Source organism: Streptomyces albospinus, assembly GCF_014648695.1.
In the GTDB taxonomy this organism is placed as follows: Bacteria; Actinomycetota; Actinomycetes; order Streptomycetales; family Streptomycetaceae; genus Streptomyces; species Streptomyces albospinus.
Genome location: NZ_BMRP01000002.1, coordinates 109,895 through 136,131 on the forward strand (window position 1 = coordinate 109,895; position 26,237 = coordinate 136,131).

The 26,237-nt window shown below is 72.6% G+C and carries 23 protein-coding genes and 1 pseudogene; 16 read left to right on the top strand and 8 right to left on the bottom strand.

Annotated features, from left to right (window positions below; genetic code table 11):
- The coding region (locus tag IEZ17_RS03870) for a CoA transferase subunit A (protein WP_189296390.1) at positions 1-869 on the bottom strand (869 nt) is incomplete at its 3' end.
- A gap of 178 nt (positions 870-1,047) precedes the next feature.
- Between IEZ17_RS03870 and IEZ17_RS03875 the strand changes: the two genes are divergently transcribed.
- Entirely contained in the window at positions 1,048-2,724 is a 1,677-nt protein-coding gene (locus IEZ17_RS03875; protein ID WP_189296391.1) for an IclR family transcriptional regulator domain-containing protein, read from the top strand.
- 7 nt (positions 2,725-2,731) lie between these two features.
- Here IEZ17_RS03875 and IEZ17_RS03880 read toward each other — a convergent pair whose 3' ends face one another.
- A complete protein-coding gene (locus IEZ17_RS03880) occupies positions 2,732-3,721 on the bottom strand; it encodes a YihY/virulence factor BrkB family protein (RefSeq protein WP_189296393.1) in 990 nt (329 codons plus the stop codon).
- 18 nt (positions 3,722-3,739) lie between these two features.
- Between IEZ17_RS03880 and IEZ17_RS03885 the strand changes: the two genes are divergently transcribed.
- Complete coding sequence (locus tag IEZ17_RS03885) at positions 3,740-5,383, top strand: acyl-CoA dehydrogenase family protein (RefSeq protein WP_189296395.1); 1,644 nt, start codon at positions 3,740-3,742, stop codon at positions 5,381-5,383.
- Positions 5,384-5,576: 193 nt separating this feature from the next.
- On the opposite strand, the gene IEZ17_RS03890 is transcribed toward IEZ17_RS03885, so the two are convergent.
- Positions 5,577-5,993: a hypothetical protein gene (locus tag IEZ17_RS03890; RefSeq protein ID WP_189296397.1), complete on the bottom strand. Its 417-nt coding sequence runs from the start codon at positions 5,991-5,993 to the stop codon at positions 5,577-5,579.
- 292 nt (positions 5,994-6,285) lie between these two features.
- Here IEZ17_RS03890 and IEZ17_RS03895 point away from each other — a divergent pair, with 292 nt between their 5' ends.
- The 13 genes from IEZ17_RS03895 to IEZ17_RS03945 all read left to right on the top strand — a co-directional run bounded on the left by IEZ17_RS03895 (position 6,286) and on the right by IEZ17_RS03945 (position 18,264).
- On the top strand, positions 6,286-7,677 hold the full coding sequence (locus tag IEZ17_RS03895) for a helix-turn-helix domain-containing protein (RefSeq protein WP_229851812.1): 1,392 nt from the start codon (positions 6,286-6,288) through the stop codon (positions 7,675-7,677).
- Positions 7,678-7,784: 107 nt separating this feature from the next.
- On the top strand, positions 7,785-8,375 hold the full coding sequence (locus IEZ17_RS03900) for a GNAT family N-acetyltransferase (protein ID WP_189296399.1): 591 nt from the start codon (positions 7,785-7,787) through the stop codon (positions 8,373-8,375).
- Between the two features lie 92 nt (positions 8,376-8,467).
- Positions 8,468-8,551 (top strand): putative leader peptide, encoded by an 84-nt coding sequence (locus tag IEZ17_RS44350; protein WP_350257049.1) that lies wholly within the window; start codon positions 8,468-8,470, stop codon positions 8,549-8,551.
- Positions 8,552-8,770: 219 nt separating this feature from the next.
- Positions 8,771-10,465 carry a nitrite/sulfite reductase gene (locus IEZ17_RS03905; RefSeq protein ID WP_189296401.1) on the top strand — a complete coding sequence of 565 codons (1,695 nt, stop codon included), beginning with the start codon at positions 8,771-8,773 and terminating at the stop codon, positions 10,463-10,465.
- Positions 10,462-10,695 carry a hypothetical protein gene (locus tag IEZ17_RS41970; RefSeq protein ID WP_229851814.1) on the top strand — a complete coding sequence of 78 codons (234 nt, stop codon included), beginning with the start codon at positions 10,462-10,464 and terminating at the stop codon, positions 10,693-10,695. Before IEZ17_RS03905 ends, IEZ17_RS41970 begins: the two co-directional genes overlap by 4 nt.
- Complete coding sequence (locus tag IEZ17_RS03910) at positions 10,692-11,381, top strand: phosphoadenylyl-sulfate reductase (RefSeq protein ID WP_189296403.1); 690 nt, start codon at positions 10,692-10,694, stop codon at positions 11,379-11,381. The genes IEZ17_RS41970 and IEZ17_RS03910 overlap by 4 nt, the downstream gene beginning before the upstream one ends.
- Positions 11,382-11,404: 23 nt before the next feature.
- Positions 11,405-11,938, top strand: coding sequence for an adenylyl-sulfate kinase (gene cysC, locus IEZ17_RS03915; RefSeq protein WP_189296967.1), 534 nt, complete (start codon positions 11,405-11,407; stop codon positions 11,936-11,938).
- Positions 11,935-12,879, top strand: coding sequence for a sulfate adenylyltransferase subunit CysD (gene cysD / locus IEZ17_RS03920; RefSeq protein WP_189296405.1), 945 nt, complete (start codon positions 11,935-11,937; stop codon positions 12,877-12,879). The genes cysC and cysD overlap by 4 nt, the downstream gene beginning before the upstream one ends.
- A gap of 2 nt (positions 12,880-12,881) precedes the next feature.
- Positions 12,882-14,243 (top strand): sulfate adenylyltransferase subunit 1, encoded by a 1,362-nt coding sequence (locus tag IEZ17_RS03925; protein ID WP_189296407.1) that lies wholly within the window; start codon positions 12,882-12,884, stop codon positions 14,241-14,243.
- 214 nt (positions 14,244-14,457) lie between these two features.
- Positions 14,458-15,567, top strand: coding sequence for an aliphatic sulfonate ABC transporter substrate-binding protein (locus IEZ17_RS03930; RefSeq protein WP_189296409.1), 1,110 nt, complete (start codon positions 14,458-14,460; stop codon positions 15,565-15,567).
- Between the two features lie 40 nt (positions 15,568-15,607).
- Positions 15,608-16,432: an ABC transporter ATP-binding protein gene (locus IEZ17_RS03935; protein ID WP_189296411.1), complete on the top strand. Its 825-nt coding sequence runs from the start codon at positions 15,608-15,610 to the stop codon at positions 16,430-16,432.
- Positions 16,419-17,489 carry an ABC transporter permease gene (locus IEZ17_RS03940; protein ID WP_189296414.1) on the top strand — a complete coding sequence of 357 codons (1,071 nt, stop codon included), beginning with the start codon at positions 16,419-16,421 and terminating at the stop codon, positions 17,487-17,489. The genes IEZ17_RS03935 and IEZ17_RS03940 overlap by 14 nt, the downstream gene beginning before the upstream one ends.
- A gap of 4 nt (positions 17,490-17,493) precedes the next feature.
- Positions 17,494-18,264, top strand: a complete 771-nt coding sequence (locus IEZ17_RS03945; RefSeq protein WP_189296415.1) for a sirohydrochlorin chelatase — start codon at positions 17,494-17,496, stop codon at positions 18,262-18,264.
- Positions 18,265-18,370: 106 nt separating this feature from the next.
- Here the strand turns inward: IEZ17_RS03945 and IEZ17_RS03950 are convergent.
- The 3 genes and pseudogenes from IEZ17_RS03950 to IEZ17_RS03960 all read right to left on the bottom strand — a co-directional run.
- Positions 18,371-19,507, bottom strand: a pseudogene (locus tag IEZ17_RS03950) (glycosyltransferase family 2 protein); the annotation flags it as partial.
- A gap of 231 nt (positions 19,508-19,738) precedes the next feature.
- Positions 19,739-20,944, bottom strand: coding sequence for a S8 family peptidase (locus tag IEZ17_RS03955; protein ID WP_189296419.1), 1,206 nt, complete (start codon positions 20,942-20,944; stop codon positions 19,739-19,741).
- A 326-nt stretch (positions 20,945-21,270) separates the two neighbouring features.
- A complete protein-coding gene (locus IEZ17_RS03960; protein WP_189296421.1) occupies positions 21,271-22,479 on the bottom strand; it encodes a macrolide family glycosyltransferase in 1,209 nt (402 codons plus the stop codon).
- 232 nt (positions 22,480-22,711) lie between these two features.
- Between IEZ17_RS03960 and IEZ17_RS03965 the strand changes: the two genes are divergently transcribed.
- The gene (locus IEZ17_RS03965) at positions 22,712-23,602 is read left to right on the top strand and encodes an aminoglycoside phosphotransferase family protein (protein WP_189296423.1); all 891 of its coding nucleotides are present in this window, start codon (positions 22,712-22,714) and stop codon (positions 23,600-23,602) included.
- Between the two features lie 61 nt (positions 23,603-23,663).
- On the opposite strand, the gene IEZ17_RS03970 is transcribed toward IEZ17_RS03965, so the two are convergent.
- Together IEZ17_RS03970 and IEZ17_RS03975 are read right to left on the bottom strand one after the other, a co-directional pair.
- Positions 23,664-24,377, bottom strand: coding sequence for a 3'-5' exonuclease (locus IEZ17_RS03970; RefSeq protein WP_189296425.1), 714 nt, complete (start codon positions 24,375-24,377; stop codon positions 23,664-23,666).
- Between the two features lie 215 nt (positions 24,378-24,592).
- A complete protein-coding gene (locus IEZ17_RS03975; RefSeq protein ID WP_189296427.1) occupies positions 24,593-25,843 on the bottom strand; it encodes a DUF5919 domain-containing protein in 1,251 nt (416 codons plus the stop codon).
- Between the last annotated feature and the right edge of the window lie 394 nt (positions 25,844-26,237).

Genomic DNA, 26,237 nt, shown 5'->3' on the forward strand with positions numbered 1-26,237 from the left:
GTCCCGCGCGCCGCCCGCCCGCTCCCGGACGCCCCGCCTCCGCCACCGCTGCCCGCGTCCTCGCCGACGCCCCGCACACATTCCTCCAGCCACCGACCGAACGCCTCCCGGTCCCGCGCGACGGCATCCCACTCGCGGTAGGAGGCGTTGTCGCGGACCGAGTACCCGGCCGCGTACGAGGGGTGGGCGCCACCGGGGACGACCGCGACCGCGTCGATGACCCAGGTGGGCAGCACGACCCCGCCGGGACGCGGCTCCAGGGTGTCGGCGATTTCCTCGACGGTCACCAGGACGCGCCGGGCGGCCAGCACCGCTTCCTTCTGGACGCCGGTCAGCCCCCACAGCTGGACGTTGCCGGCCCGGTCGGCCCGCTGCGCGTGGATGACCGTGACGTCCGGGTTGAGGGCGGCGACGGCGGCCAGCTCCTCGCCGGTGAACGGGCAGGTGACGGTGGCGACCGTGGACGTACGGCCCGGGATGTCGCTGCCCCGGTAGCCGCGCAGCACCGCGAACGGGAGCTTCGCGGCGCCCGCCGCATAGCGGTTGGCCATCCCGGCGTGGCTGTGCTCGTCGAGCTCCAGCGGGGCGGGCCAGCCGTTCTCGACGGCGTCCCGGAAGCGGTGCAGCGAGCCGACGCCCGGATTGCCGCCCCAGGAGAAGACCAGTTTGCGGGCCGCGCCGGCGCCGATCAGCTGGTCGTAGACGACGTCCGGGGTCATCCGGGCGAGCGTGAGGCCGGTGATGCCCTGGCGGATGATCTCGTGCGCCGCGGCGAACGGGATGAGGTGGGTGAACCCCTCCAGCGCCACCGTGTCGCCGTCATGGATCAGTTCCGCGACGGCGTCGCGCAGGGAACGGATGTCTGCCATGTCCTCGCCCTCGGGTCGTCCGTCATACCGGGCCCCGCCCGGGAGTTCGCCCAGTGAACTAAAGTTCATACGGCACGGCCCTCCCGAGTCTGGCCCCCGTCCCCGGCCGTGTCAACGGCCCGTCCCGGCCCCCCCGGTACGGTTCCGACGAGATCGCCGCACCGTGGAAAGCGAGTCCATGACCCACCCCGCCACCGCCCCCTCAGCGCCGCCGCCGGAAGCGGTGGGGCCGCTGATGCGCAGCCTGGCCGTGCTGCGCGAGCTGACGGCCGGCGGCGGCCGGGCCGCGGTCGGCGACCTGGTGCGGGTCACCGGCCTGGCCCGCTCCACCGTGGACCGGGTGCTGAGCACCCTCGCCCGGCTCGGATACGTCCGCGTCGAGGGCCGCGACGCCGTCCTGGCGCCCCGGCTGCTGGAGCTCGGCAACGCCTACCTCGCCGCCACCGAACTCCCCGACCGGCTCGGGCCGCTTGCCGACCGGCTCGCCGACGCGCTCGACGAATCGGTCTCGCTGGCCGTACCGGACGGCGACGGCGTGCGCTTCGTCCACCAGGCGACCCGCCGCCGCGCCATGTCGCTGGCCTTCCGCATCGGCGATCTGCTGCCCGCCGAACGCGGCGCGCCCGGCGCGCTGTTCGCGGACGCCTGGGACGCCGGCGACTGGCGGCGCTGGCGGGCGCGCCGGGCCGCCGACCCCGCGGACGCGGGCTTCCCCGCCGTACCGCCCCGGCGGCCCGGGAGCTCCACCGCCGCCGCGTTCGAGGCACGGGTGGCCGCCGCCCGCACCGCCGGCTGGTCGCTGGACGACCAGCTCATCGAACCCGGCCTGGTCGCGGTGGCGCTGCCCGTCCGCGCCCCCTCCGGCCGGCCGGTCTGCGCACTGAGCGTGGTCAGCCACACCAGCCGCCGCCCCGCCGCCGAGCTGCCGGACGCCGTCCTCCCCCACCTCCGCGCCACGGTCGCCGCGATGGAGCGCACGCTGGCGGTCCCCCGTACGCCCGCGGCCCCCGCCCCGCCGCCGCCCGCCCCCTGGATGCGCGCCTCCAAGCAGGAACTGGGCCCGGAATTCGTCGAGTCCCTCGCCCGCGGCCTGGCCACCCTCACCGCCTTCGGCGCCGGCCGCGCCGAACTCCCCCTCACCGCCGTCGCCGAGGCCACCGGGCTGCCCCGGGCGACCGCCCGCCGCGCCCTGATCACCCTCGAACACCTCGGCTACCTCGCGACCGACGGCAGGCTCTTCCGCCTCACCCCGAAGGTGCTGGACCTGGGCTTCGCCCCGCTCTCCGCGCTCACCCTGCCGGCCGTCGCCCAGCCCCACCTGGCCGCCCTGGTGGAGCGCGTGCACGACTCCGCCTCGATGGCGATCCTGGTCACCGGCGAGGCCGCCCCGGACACCGTCCAGTACGTGGCCCGGGTCCCCACCGTCCGCATCATGAGCGTCAACATCACCCTGGGGACCCGCTTCCCCGCCTACGCCACCTCCATGGGCCGGGTGCTGCTCGCCGACCTGCCGCCCGCCGAGCGGGCCGCCCGGCTCTCCCGCACCGGCCTGGTGCCGCTCACCCGGCGCACCGTCACCGACCCGGCCCGCCTCCTGGCCGTCCTCGACGGGGTCCGCGCCGACGGCTACGCCCTCGTGGACGAGGAGCTGGAGGACGGCCTGCGCTCCCTCGCGGTCCCGGTCCGGGACCGCACCGGCCGCGCCGTCGCCGCCGTCAACGTCTCCACCCACGCCGGCCGCTGCACCCCGGACGAAACCCGCGAGGCCGTCCTCCCCGCCCTGCGCGCGAGCGCCGCGGCCATCGAGGCCGATCTCCGGGTCGCCGGGCGCTATGCGCGGATCCCGGCGGTGTGAGGCCGCGTCAGGGGGTGGCCGGTCCGCCCTCCGGGCCCGTCCCCTCCCGCGCCCGGGCGTTCTCCGCCCGCGCCGCCGCCGTGCCGACCGACGGCCACACCCGGTCCAGGGCGGCGTTCATCGCGGCCCCGACCAGGACCGCGAAGGCGGACACGCCGATCCAGAGGAGCACCGCGACGGGCGCCGCCAACGAGCCGTAGATGGTGGGCCCTTCGACCGCCGCGGTCAGGTAGAGGCGCAGCAGGAAGCTGCCCAGCACCCACATCGCGAGGGCGACGACGGCGCCGGGGATGTCCTCCCGCCAGGGCGAACGGACCGGTACGGAGACGTGGTAGAGGGTGGTGAGGAAGGCGATGGAGAGGATCAGCACGACCGGCCAGTACAGGGCGCGGACGATGTCCTCGCCGGCCGGCAGCCAGCCGGCGACGGCGTCCGGGCCGGCGACCATCATGGGCAGCGCGACCACGCCGGCCGCCAGCGCGGCCAGATAGAGGACGAAGGACAGCAGCCGGGTCCGGACGATGCCGCGGCGGCCGTCGAGGCCGTACATGATCGTGATGGTGTCGACGAAGACGTTGACCGCGCGGGAGCCGGACCACAGGGCGATGGCGAAGCCGACGGAGATGACGTCGGGGCGGCGGCCGGTGAACACGTCGTCGAGCAGCGGGCGGGCGATCTCGTCGACGCCGCGGCCGGAGAGGACGGTGCCGGAGGCGTGCAGGATGTGCGCCCGGAAGCCGTCGACGGTGGCGTGGCCGATCCAGGGCTCCGCGTAGCCGAGGACGCCGACGAGTCCGAGGATCAGCGGCGGCAGCGAGAGCAGGCACCAGAACGCGGCCTCGGCGGCGAGGCCGGTGACCCGGTACTCCATGCAGCTGCCGACGATGTCCTTGAGCAGCAGCCAGACCAGCCGGCGCTTGGAGACGTTGCGGTAGAGGGCCCTGGCCCTGGTGAGACGGCCCGCGGGCCGCCCGGGTGGTTCGTTCGCCGGCTGCACGTCTTTACCGTATCTGCCATGGCAGCCATCACTCATATCGTGACGAACCAGCCCCCGCCGCTGGCCGGGTACGACGTCTTCGCATCCGATCCGGCGCTCACCGAGGGCGTCACCCGGTATGTCGCCGCGGAGCGCCTCGGCGAGGTACGGGGGGAACTGGGCCGGCTGGGGCAGGCGGCCGGCTCGGCGCAGGTGCAGCGCTGGGGCGCGCAGGCCAACGCGCATCCGCCGGTGCTGCGCACCCACGACCGCTACGGGCACCGCATCGACGAGGTGGAGTTCCACCCCGCCTGGCACCGGCTGCTCGGCCATGCCGTCACCGCCGGGCTCACCGACGCCTGGTCGCGCCCGGACGGGCACGTCCGGCGGACCGCCGGCTTCCTCGTGTGGTCGCAGGCCGAGGCCGGCCACGGCTGCCCGCTGTCGATGACCCACGCGGCGGTGCCGGCGCTGCGCGCCGAGCCGGAGTTGGCGGCCGTCTGGGAGCCGCTGCTGACCTCCCGGGTGTACGAGCCGGAGCTGCGACCGGCCGCCGCGAAGGCGGGCGCGCTGGCCGGGATGGCCATGACGGAGAAGCAGGGCGGCAGCGACGTACACGCCAACACCACCCGCGCCGAGCCGCTGGCGGCGGCCGGGGAGTACGTCCTGACCGGGCACAAGTGGTTCTGCTCCGCGCCGATGTCGGACGCGTTCCTGGTGCTGGCGCAGGCACCGGGTGGTCTGACGTGCTTCCTGCTGCCGCGGGTGCTGCCGGACGGCAGCCGCAACGCGTTCCTGATCCAGCGGCTCAAGGACAAGCTCGGCAACCGGTCGAACGCCTCGGCCGAGGTGGAGTTCGACGGGCGCACCTGGGCGTGCCGGGTGGGCGAGGAGGGGCGCGGGGTGGCGACGATCATCGAGATGGTCGCGGCGACCCGGCTGGACTGCGTCAGCGGGGCGGCGGCGGTGATGCGGCAGGCGGTGGCGCAGGCGGCGCACCACGCCGCGTACCGGGAGGCGTTCGGCGGCCGGCTGATCGACAAGCCGCTGATGCGCAACGTGCTGGCCGATCTGGCGCTGGAGTCGGAGGCGGCTACGACGCTCGCGCTGCGGCTGGCGGCGGCGTACGACGGGGGCACCGCGCAGGACCGGGCATTTCTGCGGCTGGCGGTCCCGGCGGCCAAGTACTGGGTGACGAAGCGGTGCACGCCGGTGGCCGCGGAGGCGCTGGAGTGCCTGGGCGGCAACGGCTACGTCGAGGAGTCGGGGCTGCCCCGGCTGCTGCGCGAGGCGCCGCTGAACTCCCTCTGGGAGGGCTCGGGCAATGTCCAGGCGCTCGATGTGCTGCGGGCGCTGCGGCGCGAACCGGAGGCGCTGAACGCGTACTTGACCGAGATCGGCACGGCCCGTGGCGCGGACCACCGGCTGGACCGGGCGGTCACGGGGCTGCTGACCGAACTCGCCGACCTGGAGGGCGTCGAGGCGCGCGCCCGGCGGCTGGCGGAGCGGCTGGCGCTGGTGCTCCAGGGTTCGCTGCTGGTGCGGTACGCGCCGCCGGAGGTCGCGGACGCGTTCTGCGCCGGCCGGCTGGGCGGCGACGCGGGCGCGGCGTTCGGCACGCTGCCGCACACGGCGGGCCTGGCGGCGGTGGTGGAGCGGGCGCGGCCGGTGGTGGCGGAGTAGGGCCCGTCCCGTGTCACACAGGGCGGGCCCCGGAAGCCACCGGCCGGTCCCGCCGGCGGGTCGGCGCGGCGGCGNNNCCCCGCCGGCCGCCGGAGCCGTCAGCAGTCGGCCCGGCGGGACGGGGACGGGGGGTCACCGCCGCCGCGCCGGTGTCAGGGAGCGGTGCCGCGCCGACTCGGCACCGTTCCCGGTCTCAGGGCCACCGCGGCGGGTCCGGCGCGGTGCGCCCGCGCAGCGCCGCGTCGATGGCCACGATGATCTCGGCGTCCGGCGCGTCCGGCCGGAAGCCGACCAGCACACCGCGGGCCTCGTAGTAGCGGATCACCCGCAGCGCGTCGCCCGTGCCGTCCTGCCCCGCCTCGCGCAGGTGGACGACGAGGTCGGCGGTGGCCGGTGCGGGCAGCGGACCGCCGAAGCGCGCGACCCGGTCGAGGAGTTGCGGCGCGCCCTCGATCACATAGCCGCCGGCGGGCAGCGGCTGACGCCTGATCAGCACGTCGACCGCGGTCAGCCGCGGGACCCGGTAGTGCTCGGCCAGCCGGGCGGCACGCGCGATACGGCCTCCCTCGCCGGCCCCGATCACCACGACCCGCGGGGCAGCGGCCACCATGGCGAGCCCCCTCCCACCGTGACGACGACGCGGTGCGGCCAATGGCGTCCTCGGCGGACAGCCGGCGGGGTCTCCGACGGGTGACCGGAGAAACCTCCGGGTGGCGGTCTCCCCGCGCCTTTGAGGCGAGGGGGAGGGACACCATCGGCCGCGGGCACAAGATTCCCCGCTGGGCGTCATAGGCCACAACGGTTGCAGTCCGTTGCAGCCGATCTTCCCAATGCCCCTTCCCCGGACGGCCGGTGGCGGCACCATGGGCACACACCGGGTGACAGGCACAGCGGGGAGCGGCGTGAGCGACAGACCGATCGACAGCACCGGTGGGCGGACGAGCGACCGGCCGCACGGCAGAACGGTCGAGAGCGCCGTCCGGTCGCCCCAGGACATCCGGGAGACGGCCCGGCGGCTCGCCGTGGTCCACGAGGCGGCGCTCACCGGCGAGCTGCCGTCCGACGCACCGCGCGATGCGCCCCGCGCGGTCATCGGCGAGTCCTGGCGCCGGGTACTCGGCTCGGGCGTGGACCCGGATCGGGTGCGCACCCAACAGCCGCTGTCCGTGGCGGAGTTGGAGCATCGGCGGCAGCACTCGCAGCTGGCGTCGATACTGCCGGTGCTCAGCGGCGGACTGCTGCCGACCGCGGACGCCGCACAGCAGATCATGGTGGTCACCGACGCCGAGGGCCGGGTGCTGTGGCGGGAGGGCAGCGCGCCGATCCGGCGGATGGCCGACCGGCTGGGCTTCGACAAGGGCGCCGACTGGACGGAGGGGGTCGTCGGCACGAACGCCATCGGCACCGCGCTGGTGGCCCGCAGCCCGGTGCTGGTGCACTCCGCCGAGCACTTCCTGCGCAGCCACCACAGCTGGACCTGCGCCGCGGCGCCGCTGCACGACCCGCGCGACGGGCGGCTGCTGGGCACCGTCGACATCAGCGGCCCGGCCCACTCCTTCCACCCCACCACGCTCTCGCTGGTCTCCGCGGTCGCCCGGCTCGCGGAGGGCGAGCTGCGCACCCGCCACCACACGTCGCTGGAGCGGCTGCGGTCGAGCGCGGCGCCGGTGCTGGCGCGGATCGGCGGGCGGGCGCTGGCCGTCGACCCCAACGGCTGGACGGCGGCGGTGTCGGGGATGACGCCACCGGACCGGGTGGCGCTGCCGAAGACGCCCGAGGCCGGGCCGCTGTGGCTGCCGCGGTACGGGATGTGCACCCTGGAGCCGCTGCCCGGCGGCTGGCTGATCCGGCTCGGCCGGCCGGAGCCGTCGCCGGAGCCGCACCGGGTGGTGCTGGACGTCAGCGGACGCGACGGCTCGGAGGTCACCGTGGCGGGACCGGCCGGCAGCTGGGCGCACGCACTGTCCCCGCGCCATGCCGAGCTGCTGTTCCTGCTCGCCGCGCACCCGCGCGGACGCAGCGCCGCCGAGCTGGCCCAGGACCTGTTCGGCGACGGGGGCCGCACGGTGACGGTGCGCGCCGAGCTGTCCCGGCTGCGCCGCCATCTGGCGGGGGTGCTGGCCCACCGGCCGTACCGCTTCGCGGACGGGGTGGAGGTGGAGCTGCGGCTGCCGCCCCGGCCGCTGGAGCTGCTGCCGCACTCCACGGCGCCGGCGGTGATGGCGGCCCGCCGGGGCGGCGACTTCCCGGGCGGAGGCATCCCCGTCCCATCACATGGACGGCGCGTTCCGTGATGTGGCGACGGTCCGGGTCGCCGCCGGACCACCGGAGGCAGCAGGGCCTTCGGCCGGCCCTGCTGCCGGCATGCGACGCGCCGCCGGCGGTGTGATGTGCTGGCCCCATGAGCCACTCCGTCACCACCTGGTACCTCGAACAGACCTCGCCGGCCGACCTCGCGCCCGCCGCGGAGCCGCCCGCCGAGCAGGGTGTACGGATCGTCCGGTCCGAGGTACCGTCGCCGGAATTCAGCCGCTTCCTCTATACGGCGGTCGGCGGGGACGTCCTGTGGACCGACCGGCTGGCGTGGCCGTACGCCCGGTGGGCCGAGTACCTCGGGCGGCCGGGGACGGAGACATGGGTGGCGTACGAGCGCGGTACGCCCGCCGGCTTCATCGAGCTGGAAGCCCAGCCGGAGGGGGCGGTGGAGATCGCCTACTTCGGGCTGCTGCCCGCGTTCCGGGGACGGCGGATCGGCGGCCATCTGCTCGCCTACGGGACGGCGCGCGCCTGGGACCTGGCCGAACGGTGGCCGGAGCGGTCGGAGACGAAGCGGGTGTGGCTGCACACCTGTAGCGACGACGGGCCGCACGCGCGGGCCAATTACGAGCGGCGCGGCTTCCGGGTGTGCGCGACGGAGGTCACCGAGGAGCCCGAGGCCGCGATGCCGGGCCCGTGGCCGGACGCCGGACCGCTGACGCCCGCCGGAGAGTGACCGAGAACACACTGTCTCGCGATTCGGGACAGCGGTGTCCATATCTTGGATGACGGTGGACTGGCCGGAGAACGGCGTGCCACGCTTCCGTCATGTCCAGAGCTGGAATTGCCTTGGTGAGTCGGCGGCACGTCGACCTCGGCCGCATGTCCAGCGCCATTTGTCGGGCAGGCTGACGCTGCACGAACAGGGGCCCTGACCCCTCCGCACCCGGACAGCACTCAGCACCACCGCTTCACGCCGTCCCCATCGTCGCGGACGCGCCGACCCTCCCGACCCGCAGATCACCGCCGACGCGTGCCCACGCGCCGCGCTTCGGTGCGTCCGCACAGGTCACAGGGGTGGCACCGCACCCGTCCGCACCCCCTTTGAGCCGCCCAGAAGGACGTACACCCATGGCCGCCAACCCGGATCTGCCCTCCGCCACGACCCGCCGCAAGGCCGGACGCCACCGCGGCGAGGGCCAGTGGGCCGTTGGTCACTTCACGCCACTCAACGGCAACGAGCAGTTCAAGAAGGACGATGACGGTCTCAATGTGCGGACACGCATTGAGACGATCTACGCCAAGTCCGGCTTCGACTCGATCGACCCCAACGACCTGCGCGGCCGGATGCGCTGGTGGGGCCTGTACACCCAGCGCAAGCCCGGGATCGACGGCGGCAAGACCGCGATCCTGGAGCCGGAGGAGCTGGACGACAAGTACTTCATGCTGCGGGTGCGCATCGACGGCGGCCGGCTCACCGTGCCGCAGCTGCGCGCCATCGGCGAGGTCTCCGACCAGTACGCGCGCGGCACCGCCGACATCACCGACCGACAGAACATCCAGCTGCACTGGGTCCGCATCGAGGACGTGCCCGCCATCTGGGAGAAGCTGGAGGCCGTCGGGCTGTCCACCACCGAGGCGTGCGGCGACTGCCCGCGCGTGATCATCGGCTCCCCGGTGGCCGGTATCGCCGCGGACGAGATCATCGACGGCACCCCCGCCGTGGACGAGATCCACGAGCGGTACATCGGCAGCAAGGAATTCTCCAACCTGCCCCGCAAGTTCAAGACCGCGATCTCCGGCTCGCCCGTCCAGGACGTGGTCCACGAGATCAACGACGTGGCCTTCGTGGGCGTGGTGCACCCCGAGCACGGACCGGGCTTCGACCTGTGGGTCGGCGGCGGACTGTCCACCAACCCCAAGCTCGCCCAGCGGCTGGGCACCTGGGTGCCGCTGGACGAGGTCGCCGACGTCTGGGCCGGCGTGGTCGGCATCTTCCGCGACTACGGCTACCGGCGGCTGCGCACCCGCGCCCGCCTGAAGTTCCTGATGGCCGACTGGGGCCCGGAGAAGTTCCGCCAGGTGCTGGAGGACGAGTACCTCCAGCGGAAGCTGGTCGACGGCCCGGCGCCCGAGGAGCCCGCGCAGAAGTGGCGCGACCACATCGGCGTGCACCGGCAGCAGGACGGCCGCTTCTATGTGGGCTTCGCACCGCGCGTCGGCCGGGTGGACGGCACCACCCTCACCAAGATCGCCGAACTGGCCGCGGCGCACGGCTCCGACCGGCTGCGCACCACCGTCGAGCAGAAGATGATCGTCCTCGATGTGACCGAGGACCAGGTCGACTCGCTGGTCGCCGGACTGGAGGCGCTGGACTTCCAGGTCAGGCCCTCGCCGTTCCGCCGCGGCACGATGGCCTGCACCGGCATCGAGTTCTGCAAGCTGGCGATCGTGGAGACCAAGGGCCGCGGCGCGTCCCTGATCGACGAACTGGAGCGCCGCCTCCCCGACTTCGACGAGCCGCTGACCATCAACCTCAACGGCTGCCCGAACGCCTGCGCCCGCATCCAGGTCGCGGACATCGGCCTCAAGGGCCAGCTGGTAATGGACGGCGACGGCAACCAGGTCGAGGGCTACCAGGTGCACCTGGGCGGCGCACTGGCCCTGGAGGCCGGTTTCGGCCGCAAGGTCCGCGGCCTGAAGGTCACCGCCGACGAGCTGCCGGACTACGTCGAGCGGGTGCTGCGCAACTTCCAGGAGCAGCGCGTGGAGGGCGAGCGGTTCGCCACCTGGGCGGCGCGCGCCGAAGAGGGTGCGTTGAAGTGAGCGAACGCGCCGTGCCGTTCCACTGCCCGTACTGCGGGGACGAGGACCTGCGGCCTTCGGAGGAAGAAGGCCGCGGTGCATGGGAATGCCGGTCCTGCAACCGCGCGTTCCGGCTGAAGTTCCTGGGCCTGCTGGCCCCCGGAGCCGCCGGCTCCGGCCCTTCCGCTTCCGCTTCCGCTTCCGCTTCCGCTTCCGCTTCCGCTTCCGCTTCCGACGGAGGTACCCCGTGACCACCGCAACCGACCTTCAGCGGCTCGCCGAAGAGGCGGGCCGCGACCTGGAGGACGCACCCGCCCTGGAGATCCTCCGGTGGGCCGCCGAGACCTTCGGGCCGCGCTTCTGCGTCACCTCCTCGATGGAGGACGCGGTCGTCGCGCACCTGGCCTCGCGGGCCTTCCCCGGCGTGGACGTGGTGTTCCTGGACACCGGCTACCACTTCCCGGAGACCATCGGTACCCGGGACGCGGTGGCGGCGGTGATGGACGTCAACGTGATCACCCTGACACCCCGTCAGACCGTGGCGGAGCAGGACGCCGAGTACGGGCCGAGGCTGCACGACCGCGACCCCGACCTGTGCTGCGCCCTGCGCAAGGTCAAACCCCTCGAAGAGGGCCTGACCGGCTATGACGCGTGGGCGACCGGGCTGCGCCGGGACGAGTCGCCGACCCGGGCGAACACCCCGGTCGTCGGCTGGGACGCCAGGCGGCAGAAGGTGAAGGTCTCCCCGATCGCCCGCTGGACGCAGGCGGACGTGGACGCGTACGTCGCCGAGCACGGCGTGCTCACCAACCCGCTGCTGATGGACGGCTACGCCTCCGTCGGCTGCGCCCCCTGCACCCGGCGGGTGCTGGCGGGCGAGGACGCGCGGGCCGGGCGCTGGGCCGGCAGCAACAAGACCGAGTGCGGACTGCACTGATGGCGGAGTTCTTGGAGACACAGATGACGGGCGCCACGATCTGGCTGACCGGTCTGCCGAGCGCGGGCAAGACGACCATCGCGCGCGAGCTGGCCGGCCGGCTGCGCGGCGAGGGCCACCGCGTCGAGGTGCTCGACGGCGACGAGATCCGCGAGTTCCTCTCCGCGGGCCTCGGATTCACCCGCGAGGACCGGCACACCAACGTCCAGCGCATCGGCTTCGTCGCCGAACTGCTGGCGAGCAACGGCGTCAAGGCGCTGGTGCCGGTGATCGCGCCGTACGCGGACAGCCGCGAGGCGGTGCGCAAGCGCCACCAGAGCGAGGGGACCGCGTACCTGGAGGTGCATGTGGCCACCCCGGTCGAGGTCTGCTCCGAGCGCGATGTGAAGGGGCTCTACGCCAAGCAGGCGGCCGGTGAGATCTCCGGCCTGACCGGCGTGGACGACCCGTACGAGGCACCCGAGTCGCCCGACCTGCGGATCGAGTCGCACACCCAGACCGTGCAGGAGTCCGCGGCGGCCTTGCACGCGCTGCTCACAGAGAGGGGACTGGCATGACGACCGTGACTTCCGTGACCGAGAACGCCGAGGGCGCCGACAGCCCGTACGCGCTGTCGCACCTCGACGCCCTGGAGTCCGAGGCGGTCCACATCTTCCGCGAGGTGGCGGGCGAGTTCGAGCGGCCGGTGATCCTCTTCTCCGGCGGCAAGGACTCCATCCTCATGCTGCACCTGGCGCTGAAGGCGTTCGCGCCGGCCCCGGTGCCGTTCTCGCTGCTGCACGTCGACACCGGGCACAACTTCCCCGAGGTCATCGACTACCGCGACCGCACCGTCGAGCGGTACGGCCTGCGGCTGCACGTCGCCTCCGTACAGGACTTCATCGACCGCGGCGAGCTCCGCGAGCGCCCGGACGGCACCCGCAACCCGCTCCAGACGGTGCCGCTGCTGGACGCCATCGAGAAGAACCGCTTCGACGCGGTCTTCGGCGGCGGCCGGCGGGACGAGGAGAAGGCACGCGCCAAGGAGCGGGTCTTCTCGCTGCGCGACGAGTTCGGCGGCTGGGACCCGCGCCGGCAGCGCCCCGAGCTGTGGCAGCTCTACAACGGCCGCCACTCGCCCGGCGAGCACGTCCGGGTCTTCCCGCTGTCCAACTGGACCGAGCTGGACGTCTGGCAGTACATCGCCCGCGAGAAGATCGAACTGCCCGCCATCTACTACGCCCACGAGCGCGAGGTCTTCGCCCGCGCCGGTATGTGGCTGGCGCCCGGTGACTGGGGCGGCCCCAAGGACGGCGAGCGCCTGGAGCTCCGGCAGGTGCGCTACCGCACCGTCGGCGACATGTCCTGCACCGGCGCCGTCGACTCCGACGCCGACACCATCGAGGCGGTCATCGCGGAGATCGCCGCGTCCCGGCTCACCGAGCGGGGCGCCACCCGGGCCGACGACAAGCTGTCGGAGGCCGCCATGGAGGACCGCAAGCGCGAGGGGTACTTCTAACGATGAGCACGACCAACGCCGTTGACGCGGACCGGACCGTGGACGCCGGTGCCACCTCGCTGCTGCGCTTCGCCACCGCCGGATCCGTGGACGACGGCAAGTCGACCCTGGTCGGCCGGCTGCTGCACGACTCCAAGTCGGTGCTCGCCGACCAGTTGGAGGCCGTCGAACACGCCTCCCGCAACCGCGGGCAGGAGACGCCCGACCTGGCGCTGCTGACCGACGGGCTGCGCGCCGAGCGCGAGCAGGGCATCACCATCGACGTCGCCTACCGCTACTTCGCCACCCCCCGCCAGCGGTTCATCCTCGCCGACACCCCCGGGCATGTGCAGTACACCCGCAACATGGTCACCGGCGCCTCGACCGCCGAACTGGCCGTCGTGCTGGTCGACGCCCGCAACGGCGTGGTCGAGCAGACCCGCCGGCACGCCGCCGTCGCCGCCCTGCTGCGCGTCCCGCACGTCGTCCTGGCCGTCAACAAGATGGACCTCGCCGGCTACGAGGAGTCCGTCTTCGCGGCCATCGCCGAGGAGTTCACCACCTACGCGGCCTCGCTGGGCGTCCCGGAGATCACCGCCATCCCCATCTCGGCACTGGCCGGCGACAACGTCGTGACGCCGTCGGCCAACATGGACTGGTACGGCGGCCCCACCGTGCTGGAGCACCTGGAGACCGTGCCGGTCGGCGCCGACCCGTCGGACGACCCGGCCCGCTTCCCCGTCCAGTACGTCATCCGCCCGCAGACCGCCGAACACCCCGACTACCGCGGCTACGCGGGCCAGATCGCCTCCGGTGTGCTGCGCGTCGGCGACGCCGTCACCGTGCTGCCCTCGGGCCGGACGAGCACCATCGAGGGCATCGACGCACTCGGCCAGGCCGTGGACGTCGCCTGGGCGCCGCAGTCGGTGACCGTCCGGCTGGCCGACGACCTGGACATCTCCCGCGGCGACCTGATCGCCCCGACCGCGTCGGCTCCGTCGGTCTCGCAGGACGTCGAGGCGACCGTCTGCCATGTCGCCGACCGGCCGCTGACCGTCGGGCAGCGGGTGCTGCTCAAGCACACCACCCGCACGGTCAAGGCGATCGTCAAGGAGATCCCGTCCCGGCTCACCCTCGACGACCTCTCCCAGCACCCGGCGCCCGGCGAACTCGCCGCCAACGACATCGGACGGATCGTGGTGCGCACCGCCGAGCCGCTGGCCCTGGACGCCTACGCCGACTCCCGGCGCACCGGCTCCTTCCTGCTGATCGACCCGGCGGACGGTACGACGCTGACCGCGGGCATGGCCGGCACCGCCTTCGCGGAGGCGGCCTCGGAGGCCGCGCCGGCCGGTGCGGCGGACGACGAAGGGTGGGACTTCTGATCATGCTCCAGGACATCTTCTCGACCTTTGCGAAGGAAGGTGGCCGCGTAGGCAGCGGCGCCCTCGGAAGCGGACAGGGCGGAGTCGGCCGATGTGCGTGCTGACGATGCTCCACTCCGCATCCCCCACACCTCCCTTCCGAAGATCCACCATCTCGCCGGGCGCGCCTTAGAGGGGCGCACACCGCCCCGGCCCTCCGAGAGGAACACCTCCCGTGTCTGCCGTTCGTCATCGCCTCCTGGCGGCCAGTGCCCTCGTCCCGCTCCTCGTCGGAGCGCTGGGCGCCTGCGGCTACGGCTCCGAAGCCAAGAAGGACACCGCGGCCAACATCGCCCCCAAGGGCCCCAAGATCGACGGGCTCGACCAGGTCAAGATCGGGTTCTTCGGCAACACCACCCACGCCACCCCGCTGATCGGCCTCCAGACGGGCCAGTTCCAGAAGGCGCTGGGTGGCACGGCGATCAAGTCCTCCGTCTTCAACGCGGGCCCCGCCGAGATCGAGGCGCTCAACTCCGGCGCCATCGACATCGGCTGGATCGGCCCCTCCCCCGCGATCAACGGCTACGTCAAGTCGCACGGCAAGAGCCTGAAGATCATCGCCGGTTCGGCCTCCGGCGGTGTCTCGCTGATCGTCAACCCCAAGAAGATCAAGAGCCTGGACGATCTCAAGGGCAAGACGATCGCCACCCCGCAGCTGGGCAACACCCAGGACGTCGCGCTGCTCAACTTCCTCGCCGAGAAGGGCTACAAGGTCGACGCCACCAGCGGCAAGGGCGATGTCACCGTCCAGCGCATCGACAACAAGGTGACCCCGACCGCCTACACGCAGGGCAGCATCGACGCCGCCTGGGTCCCCGAACCCACCGCGTCCAAGCTCGTCGCCGCGGGCGGCAAGTCGCTGCTGGACGAGAAGAAACTGTGGAAGGACGGGAAGTTCGTCATCACGAACGTGATCGTCTCGCAGAAGTTCCTCACGGAGCACCCGAAGGCCGTCGAGGCGGTGCTGCGCGGCTCGGTGGCGACCAACACCTGGATCCGGTCGCACCCCGCCGAGGCGGTCAAGGCGCTCAACGACAAGCTCGCCGACCCGCAGATCTCCGGCAAGGCGCTGCCCTCCGATGTCATCGACCCGGCGTTCAAGAACGTCGACATCACCGACGACCCGCTGGCCGCCACCCTCCAGGAAGAGGCGGACCACGCCGTCCAGGCGGGCCTGCTGAAGAAGCCCGACCTCAAGGGCATCTACGACCTCACCCTGCTGAACAAGGTGCTCAAGGCCGAGGGGAAGCCACCGGTCGACGACGCCGGCCTCGGCAGCAACTGACCCCCGCCCCGGCACCGCAGTCCCCCTGGAGGTGACACCGATGACGACCAGCACGCTCACCAAGCCCGCCGCGGCGGACACCGGCAACACCGGTCCGCACGCCGCTCGCATCCACCATGTCTCGAAGTCGTTCGGCCGCCCCGGCGCGCAGCAGCACGTACTGGACGACATCAGCATCGACGTCGCCCCCGGCGAATTCGTCTGCCTCCTGGGGGCCTCGGGCTGCGGCAAGTCCACCCTCCTCGGTCTCGTGGCGGGTCTGGACAAGCCGTCCGCCGGCAGCATCGAGACGCCCGGCGGCCGGCCCGCGCTGATGTTCCAGGAGCACGCGCTGTTCCCGTGGCTCACCGCGGGCCGCAACATCGAACTCGCGCTGCGCCTGCGCGGGGTGCCGCGCGCGGAGCGGCGCACCGAGGCCGAACGGCTGCTGGAGCTCGTACGGCTCAAGGGCGCGTACGGCAAGCGGGTGCACGAGCTGTCGGGCGGCATGCGCCAGCGCGTGGCGATGGCCCGGGCCCTCGCCCAGGACAGCCAACTGCTCCTGATGGACGAGCCGTTCGCCGCGCTCGACGCCATCACCCGCGATGTGCTGCACGACGAGCTGACCCGGATCTGGCAGACCCAGAACAACAGCGGCTCCGCCGCGGGGAACCTCTCGGTCCTCTTCGTCACCCACAACGTCCGCGAGGCCGTGCGGCTCGCCGAGCGGGTCGTGCTGCTGTCCTCCCGTCCCGGTCGGGTCGCCCGCGAGTGGCAGGTGGACATCCCGCAGCCGCGCCGCATCGAGGACTCCGCGGTCGCCGACCTTTCCATCGAGATCACCGAACAGCTCCGTGGGGAGATCCGCCGCCATGGCCAGCACTGAGACCACCCCCCAGTCCGCCGCCGAAGCGCCCGGCGAGGATCCCACCGGGCCGGCGGCCGACGCGGACACCGACAGCGCCACCGCGGGCGCCACCGACGCACCGGCCGGTTCCGCGGCGGACGCACCGGCCACGGCACCCGCCGAAGCAGCGGCCGGCGCATCTGCCACCGGCGCGAGCGGCACCGGACCCGGTCCCGCCGCCGGCGACCTCGCCGGTCTGGAGGCCGGGCTCGATGCCCTGGACTCCGCGGTCGTCTCCCGGCAGCCGTGGCTGCGCACCGCCGTTTCAAAGGCGTTCCCTCCCCTCGTCGCCGTGGTGATCGTGCTGGGGCTGTGGCAGCTCGCCTACCACTTCCAGCTCAAGCCGCACTACCTGCTGCCGAGCCCGCTCGATGTCTACCGCTCGCTGCGACAGAAGTGGCTCGAAGGCACGCTGCTGAGCTTCGTCTGGACCAGCGTCTCCCGCGGCGCCCTCGGCTTCGTGGCCTCGGTCGCCATCGGTACCGTGCTCGGGCTGATCGTCGCCCAGGTCAAGGCCGTACGAGCCGCCATCGGTCCGATCCTGAGCGGTCTCCAATCCCTCCCTTCAGTGGCCTGGGTCCCGGCGGCGATCATCTGGTTCGGGCTGAGCGACGCCACCATCTACGCGGTGGTGCTGCTCGGTGCCGTCCCCTCGATCGCCAACGGGCTGGTGTCCGGTGTCGACCAGATCTCTCCTCTCTACCTGCGGGCCGGCCGCACCATCGGCGCGACGGGCCTCACCGGCGTCCGTCATGTGCTGCTCCCGGCCGCGCTGCCCGGCTACCTCGCCGGCCTGAAGCAGGGCTGGGCGTTCTCCTGGCGCTCCCTGATGGCCGCCGAACTCATCGTCAACGCACCCGACCTCGGCACCGGTCTGGGCCAGCTCCTGGAACAGGGCCGCGAACTCCAGGACATGTCCTGGGTGCTGGCCGCGATCCTGCTCATCCTCACCGTCGGCATCGGCATCGAACTGCTCATCTTCGCCCCGATCGAACGCCGGGTGCTGCGCAGCCGCGGCCTCCTCGTGAAGAGCTGACACCGTGAACCAGCGTCCCACTCTCCTCGTCATCGCCCACGGCAGCCGCGACCCGCGGCATGCGGCAACCGTCACCGCGCTCCGCGCGCGGGTCCGGAAGCAGCGCCCGGGGCTGCGCGTCGAGGTCGGCCATCTCGACTTCAACGCGCCCCGGGTGCCCCGGGTGCTGGAACGCCTCTCGACCGAGGGCGTACGGAATGTGGTGGCGCTGCCGCTCCTCCTCACCCGCGCCTTTCACGCGAAGTCCGATATCCCCGCGGTGCTGCGGGAGGCCGCCGCGCGGCTGCCCCTGCTCACCGTCCACCAGGCCGATGTCCTCGGCCCCTCCCACCTCCTGACCGGCGCACTGGAGCGCCGGCTGGAAGAAGCCGGACTGCGGCCCGGTGACCACCGCTCGACCGGGGTCGTCCTGGCCGCGGCGGGCTCCTCAGACCCGGAGGCGATCGCAGTGATCGCTGAAATCGCGCGGGAGTGGCGGCGCACCGCCCAGTGGTGTGCCGTGCGACCTGCGTTCGCCTCCGCATCCCTTCCCCGTACGGCCGACGCCGTACGGGCCCTCCGGGCCGAAGGCGTCCAGCGGGTCGCCGTCGCCCCGTACGTCATCGCGCCCGGCTTCCTCCCGGACCGCATCGCCGCCGGCGCCCGCGAAGCACGCGCCGACATCCTCGCCCCGGTGCTCGGCGCCGCCCCCGAGCTGGCCCGGCTGCTGCTCCGGCGCTACGACCAGGCCGTGCGCGCGGGCACCCGCGGCGACGCGACGGCGCTGGTCGCCTGAGGACGGCTCGGCGGGACTGACCGCCCTCCCTGCCGGGCGTCCAACTCGGCGTGGCCGAGCGCCTGTTCGGCGCCCTTCGCCGGTGCCGGAAGCGGCACCGGCGCCGTCATACCGCCGCGGCTGACACGCCTCCCCGCGGGGAGTCGGCCCGGCCCTTCTCGTAGACCGTCAGGCCCCGTGCGAGGTGCAGGGGCACCAGGACCAGTTCCACGACGAGGGCCTTCCAGGCGTAGACGAGGTTGACGGCCTTGGTGGCGTAGACGCAGGGGATGTTCACCAGCACGCCGGCCAGCGGGAGTTTGCGGCGGCGGGCGGCGTAGATCAGCGGTGGTGCGGTCAGGAGCAGATCGGCACCGGCCCACCAGGCGAACGCGGGCAGGGGGGACACACCGCCGGCCGCGGCGATCACGAACGGGGTGGCCCACCAGAGAGGCGCGGTGAGGATCTCGAACAGGGCGAGCAGCACCCAGAGCGCCAGCAGCGGTTTGCGGAGGATCAACTGGCCGAGGTGCAGCCGGACGTTCTGGCAGAAGCCGGCCATCCAGCGCCAGACCTGTTTCCGCAGATAGGTGAGGTCCTCGGGATCGGCGGCCAGGGCGACCGCGTCGGAGACATAGACCGCGCGTCTGCCGGCGATCTGCTGGGACCAGGTGAAATCCATGTCCTCGACGATGGTCCGCTCGGGGAATCCGCCGAACGCCACCAGCGCGTCGCGGCGGAACGCGGAGCAGCAACCCGAGCACACCATGGGGCTGTTGGCGCGGGCCTGGATGGGCCGCTGCCAGTGGAACCCGAACAGATACTCGGTGGAGCGTCCGCGTTCCCACACGGTGCGGGTGTGGCGGGTGCGGACGGTACCCGCCGCCACTGCGACGGTGGGGTCGTCGAAGACCGGGACGACGCGGGCGAGGTAGTCCGGGGCCAGGACGGTGTCCGCGTCGACGGCCAGGACGAGGTCGGTGGTGCAGTGCGGCAGGGCGTGGTTCTGCGCCTTGGCCTTGCTGCCGAGCCGGTGCGGTGGGCGGAGTACGGTCACTCCGTGCGATGCGGCGACTTCTCCGGTGCGGTCCGTGGAGCCGTCGTCCACGACCAGGATCCGGTCGGGCGGGACGGTTTGCCGCGCGAGGGATTCCAGCGTGGCCGGAAGGCCCTCTTCTTCGTTGTGAGCGGGAACGATGACGGTGACGGTGTGCATGATGAGCTTCCCCCTGTCCTGCGGATCGCGCTGACCACGACGCAGACGATTCCGATCGCGCCGTAGATGATGGTGCTGATGCCGATGAACGGCAGTCCTCCGTGCATGTCACTGACGGTAGCCGCAGCACCCCGCAGTTGGGGCCGGAGGCAGCCTCCTGTGGATAACTCCGCGCAGGGGAAGGTGCATTGCCGACTCGCCGCACGCAACGGCGCCGGCCGCCGCGCCCCGTGGGGGCGAGCGCGACGGCCGGCGTGCGGTGCTGAACGATCGAGTCGGTTACTTCACGATCTTCAGCAGCTTGTTGGGCGTGCCCTGGCCCGGGTTGCTGATCTTGTCAGCGGTGGCGCCGTCCGTCAGCGCCTTGTCCACGTCGGCCGGCTTGGCGTCCTTGTGGTCGGCCAGGTAGAGGGCGGCGGCACCGGTGACGTGCGGGGTCGCCATGGACGTACCCGAGATGGTCTTGGTGGCGTCGTCGCTGTTGTTCCAGTCCGAGGTGATGTCGGTACCCGGAGCGTAGATGTGGACGGCGCTGCCGTAGTTGGAGAAGTCGGACTGCTGGTCGTCCTTGGTGCTGGACGCCACCGTGATGGCCTCCTTGACGCGCGCCGGGGAGCTCTGGCCCGCGTCGGTGGACTCGTTGCCGGCCGCCACGGCGAAGGTGACGCCGGAGTCGATGGCCTTCTTCACTGCCGCGTCGATCGCCTCGTCCGCGCCGCCGCCGAGCGACATGTTGGCGACCGAGGGGCCCTTGTGGTTCTTGGCGACCCAGTCGATGCCCGCCACGACCTGCTCGGTGCTGCCTGAGCCCTGGGCGTCCAGGACCTTGACGGCGACCAGCTTGGCCTTCTTGGCGACACCGTAGTCGGTGCCGGCGATGGTGCCGGACACGTGGGTGCCGTGGCCGTTGTCGTCCTCGGCCTTGTCGCTCTTGTCGATGGCGTTGAAGCCGTACGACGCACGACCGCCGAAGTCCTTGTGGCTGATGTGGATGCCGGTGTCGATGACGTAGGCGGTGACGCCCTCGCCCGCGCTGTCCGGGTAGTTGTACTTGCCGTCGCCCTTGGTGTCCGTCTGGTCGATGCGGTCCAGGCCCCACGACGGCGGGTTCTCCTGGGTGCCGTCGATGTGGAACGTGTGGTTCTGCACGACCTTGTCGACGGCCGGGTCGGCGGCGAGGTGCTTGGCGTCCTCGTCGGAGAGGCCGTTGGCCGAGAAGCCGTTGATGGCGGAGGTGAAGGTCCGGTTGACCTTGCCGCCGTACTTGGCGGCCAGGTCGCCGCTCTCGGTGGCGTGTACGGACTTCTTCAGCATGACGACGTAGCTGCCCTTGACGGCGCCCTTGGCCTCGGCGCCGTAGACCTTGCCCTCGGCGGCGGGCGACGCACCCGCGGTGACCGCGGTGACAGCGGCGATACCAGTGGCGGCCACCGCGGCGGATATCGCCGTGACGAGCCGCTTCTTGCTGGAACGCTTATGAGCCATTGCGAGGGTTCTCCTCGTTCGTGGTGTGGGGGGAAGCGTTGCTCAACTGCCCGGAGAGATACGGAAGATCTCCCTCGGACTGGTTCGAAACCTTGTCGGATTGACGAGGTCAATTCAAGGGCCGCCGGGCCGTGTGAGATAGGCAACAACCCTGCAAAAACACAAAAGGCCGCAGAACTGGTCAAAAACGCAAGCGAGTTGACGATGCATGACTCAACTCCGTTTACGTTGACGCAATGAAGGGGGATAGCTGACGAGTTGTTTACTCCGTCAACCATCCCCCTGTGGCAGGGGCGCGCTCCGCACGATCCGGCCACCGGCCCCAATTAGCCGGGGAGTTGGGCCTCGACGAGGTCCGCCGCCCGTCGGCTGCCGCCCTCGTCCGCCATCTCCCGGCGGATCCGCTCGGCGGTCGCGGCCACCGCGGGGTCGCCCACGAGCGAGAGCACGGCGTCCCGCAGCGCCTCCGCGGTCGCCTCCTCCTTCGGCAGATGCCTGGCGACGCCCAGCGCCTGCAACGTGTCGGCGTTCATGAACTGGTCGGCGGCCTGCGGTACGCACACCATGGGCACCCCGTTCGCCAGCCCCTCCTGGCTGCCGCCCATCCCGGCGTGGGTGATGAAGGCGTCCGCCCGGCGGAGGACCGCCGGCTGCGGAATCCAGTCGCTCACCGCGAAGTTGCCGGGGATCTCGCCGAGTTCGGAAGGATCGACGAACTTCCCGATCTGCATCACCACATGCCAGTCCGTCAGCCCGCCGAACGCCGCGATGCAGGTCCGGTAGAAATCCGGGGAGTCGGTGAAAACCGACCCCAGGGAGATCACGAGCACCTTGGTACCGGGTGCGAGGTCGGCCGGCCGCTGCCAGTCACCGGCGCCGGGGCCGTCGTCCCCGCAGGAGCCCACGAAGGTGAAGACGGTCTCGTCGACCCGGTCGGCGTTCGGCTGCATGGCCCTGGGGATGAGGACCACCGCACGGCGGGGCCGGGACGCCAGCCGGTCGGGGTCGGTGAGCCCGGTCATGCCGTGGTCGTCCAGCCAGATCCGAAAGCGCGCGTAGTACGCCCGGCCGCGCTCGGTGTCGAGGAGTTGGGCGCGTATCGCCGCCCCGGCCTCCTCCTCGTGCCCGTCCCAGGCAACCAGGTGCGGGGTCAGCTGGATCGCCGGCACGCCCCAGCGGTGGGCGAGCAGCGGCGCCGGATAGGCCGCGGTGTCGTACAGGACGAGGTCCGGGATGTCGCCTTCGTAGGCGGCGATGAGTTGCGGGAGGGCCTGGACCCCGTCGTCGAGGAACAGCTCCAGGTGGTCGATGAGTTCGGCGCCCCATGACTCCGGGCTCTCGTCGGTGGGGAGGGTGGTGGTCCACGGCCGGGGCTCGGCTCCGGTGGCGGCGACGAGGTCGGCGAAGGCGGGTGGGACGGCGTAGGTGACGCGGTGGCCGCGGTCGACGAGTTCACGGACGACGCCGAGGTTGGGCCGGACGTGGCCGTGGGCCGCGATGCTGAACATGGCGATGTGCGCGGGGTGATGAGGCATGCCCCGCACGCTATGCGAGACGATACGTATCGTGCAATGTAATTGCGCTGACGGCGATGCTCGGCCGGAAGGGCGCCAACTGCCCCTCTCCCCCGCCGCGTTCACCGCCGCTCGCGCCCGCCGCGTCCCGCGGCCCCCGCGGACCGGCCGGACGGAGCCGTACCGGCGGCCTCCGGCCCGGTCGGGGGACCTGCGACACTGGTCGCGAGTACGCACCGCAGGAGGCATCCCGATGACCGAATCCAGCCCCGCCGCCTTCACGGAGGCGCGCGCCCGGGAGGTGCTGGCCGCGGCCGGGCACCCGGATGCGGCGGCGGACGCCCCGCTGCTCTCCCTGGGCGAGAACGCCGTCTTCGCCCTCGGCGAGCGCGGCCCGGTCGTGCGCGTGGGCCGCAGCGCCGAACTGCTGGAGCGCGCCGAGCGGGAACTGCGCGTGGCCCGGTGGCTGGCGGACGAGGGCGTGCCGGCCGTACGGGCCGCGGAGCCGGACGCCGCGCTCGTCGACGGCCATCCGGTGACCTACTGGCAGCGGTTGCCGGACGCCGTCCGGCCCGCCGGACCGGACGATCTCGCCGCGCTGCTGAAGCTCGTCCACGCACTTCCGGATCCGCCGGTCGCACTCCCCCGGCGGGAACTCCTGGACGGTGTCGAGCGCTGGCTGCGGCTGGCCGGCGACGCCGTGTCCGCGTCCGACGCGGAGTATCTGCGCGGGCGGCGGGATGCGTTCGCGGCGGCTGCGTCGGCGCTGGAGCCGCATCTGCCGCGCGGGCCGATCCACGGTGACGCACTGCCCCGCAATGTCCATGTCGGGCCCGACGGCCCGGTGCTGGTCGACCTGGAGACCTTCTCCTTTGATCTGCGCGAGCACGACCTCGTCGTGATGGCGCTGAGCCGGGACCGCTACGGCCTGGGCGCGGACGCCTACGGCGCCTTCGTGTCCGCCTACGGCTGGGACGTGCGGGACTGGGCGGGCTGCGCCGTGCTGCGCGGGTCCCGGGAGACGGCGAGCTGCGCCTGGGTCTCCCAGCACGCGCCCGGAAACCCGGCCGCGCTCAAGGAATTCCGGCGCCGGATCGCGTCCCTGCGCGCGCAGGACACGACGGTGCGGTGGTATCCGTTCTGAGCCGCTGACGCAGCGCGCAGACGGGCGGGGCGCGCCCGTCTGCGCGAGGCGCCGTCGCGGCTCAGCGCGGGTACGGGATCAGCGGCCAGGCCGCCTCGACTATCGCCTCCGGGTCGCCGGTGCGGCGCAAGTACGCCTGGAACGAGGCGGCTTGCTCGACGGCGGCCTCTTCCTGGAGGGCGTGCAGGGCGCGCGGCGACGGCAGGGCGACGGCCGGGTACCGCTCACCGATGCGGCGGGCGACCCCGGCCGCCGCCGCCGCGTCCGCGCCCGCCTCATGGGCGCCGTCCAGCCGCACGCCGTAATGCCCGCAGAGCGCCTGGAGTGCGCGCTTGCCCTTGCGGTAGCGGTCCACGTGCTTGTCCAGGACCAGGGGGTCGATGACCGGGGCGGGCTCGCGGCCCAGCCGCTCGGTCAGGGTCGGCACGCCGTGGCGGCGGCACTCGCGGTCGAGGAGCGAGAGGTCGTAGCGGGCGTTCATCACCACGAGCGGGATGTCCGCGCGCAGGGTTTCGGCGAGGGCTTCGGTGATGTCCTCCACGGCGGTGGCGGGCGGGCTGCCGTGCTCGCGGACATGGGCGGTCGAGATGCCGTGTATCTCCGCCGCCTCATCGGGAATCGGCACGCCCGGGTCGATCAGCCAGGACCGCGCCCCGGCCGGGCGGCCGTCCCCCTCCAGTCGGATCAGCGCGGCGGTGACGATGCGGTCGTGCTCGATGTCGGTGCCCGTGGTCTCCAGGTCGAAGCCGGACAGCAGCTCCTGATGCCAGCTCATGCCGGCACCCCGCGTCGCCCGGCCTCGCACTCGCCCGGCGCGCACCTCTCCTCGACTGCCTCGCTACGCTCACCCATGCGGCCTCCTTCGGTGGTACTTCCCCCGTTGCCCGACCACTCTCGCACGCAGCACTGACAATCGACCGGCCGCCCGCGTAGCGGGCACCTCTCAGCGGGGCACCGCCTCGTAGGGGCGGCTCCCGGACGGCCGCTCCCTCAGGAGACCGGCCGCGAGTCCGCCCACACGCTCTCGAATTCCTCGCGGTAGATCTCGAAGAGGCCGTGGTCGCCGTCCCGTCCGTCGCGGGCGTCCTGGCGGACCACCTCGCGGGCGCCGCCGCGCAGTACGAGCACCGGGGACTCCATGCCGCGGCTCTTGCGGAGGTAGGGCTGGACCACGGCCACCCCGTCGGGGCCGTCGCCGTCGACGAGGTAGGCGGTGAAGCGCGGGGTCTCGTCGAAGACCTGGATCTCGAAGGCACCGGGGTCGCGCAGCCGGGCGCGCACCCGCCGCATGTGCAGGATGTTCATCTCGATGGAGCGGCTCATCTCGCCCTTTTTGAGGCCGATTTCCCGCTCCCGGCGGCGGACCGCGCTGCTGGCCGGGTTGAGGAAGAGCAGCCGCACCCGGCAGCCGGACTCGGCGAGCCGGACCAGGCGGCGGCCGGAGTAGTTCTGGACGAGCAGGTTGAGACCTATGCCCACCGCGTCGAGCCGGCGGGCGCCGCCGAAGAGGTCCTCCGCGGGGAGCTGGCGCTGGAGCCGGACCCGGTCGGGGTGGACGCCGATGACATCGGCATAGCGGTCGCCCACCAGGTCCTCGACGGCGTCGATGGGCAGCCGCCCGGAAATACGGGTGCCGGCGCCGGAGCCGAGGGTGTCCAGCAGGCGGGCGGAGGCGCGCTCGGCCTGGGCGAGGACGGTCTCCGACAGCGCGCGGTTGCGGGAGACGATGTTGCGGGCGACCTCCAGTTCGTCCAGGGCCAGCTCGACATCGCGCCGGTCGTCCACGTAGGGCTCGAAGCAGGGCCAGTGCTGGACCATCAGTTCGCGGAGTTGCGGGAGGGTGAGGAAGCTGACGATGTTGTCGTCGGCGGGGTCGAGGAGATAGCCCTTGCGCCGGCTGACCTCGCGGACCGCCACCGCGCGCTGGACCCATTCCTGGCCCGCGGGCCCGGCCGCGGCGATGACCCATTCGTCGCCGTGCACCGGCTCGTAGATGGGGCGCAGTACGGCCGATACGACGGCCCGTAGGCGCTGCTCGACGAGATTCAGCCAGATGTAGGCGCGTCCCGCCCGGCGGGCGCGGGTGCGTACCTCGCTCCAGGCGTCGGCCCCCCAGTCCAGCTCCGCACCGATCTCCAGCGGTCTCGCCAGGGAAACCGCGCCGGGCGGTGCGTCCACGGAGCCGCCCTCCTGGCCCTCGTGACTCTCGTCACCAGGGGGCAACTCCAGCCCGCCGCTCACCTGCCACCGCCTTCCGAACCCCCGTGCCAACGATCAAGGCAGACTACTGCGGCGCGGGGGGTGGTGCAGCAGGATGGATCGAGTCGGCTGCCAACTCCCCTTATTCATAGTGCACGTTGTGACCGGAAAGCACGGTCGGCGTGAGCGGATTCATAGCCGTGCGGACGGCCGCGGTCGGGGTCCGCCCACGCGATGGGGTGTTCCGGCGGACGCCCGTTGACCCGGCCGCGGGGCGCCGTGAAGGGCGCGGGTGGGGTGAATGGCCAGCTTGCCGCTGGTGCGGTGGATGCATGTGCTGTAGTCCGTGGCGGAGAAGCGGTGTTCGGTGTACCTGGAGTCTGTCCGGTTCCTCCCCCGCGTCCCCGTGAACCGTCCGTCGGCACCCGTCGGGCGC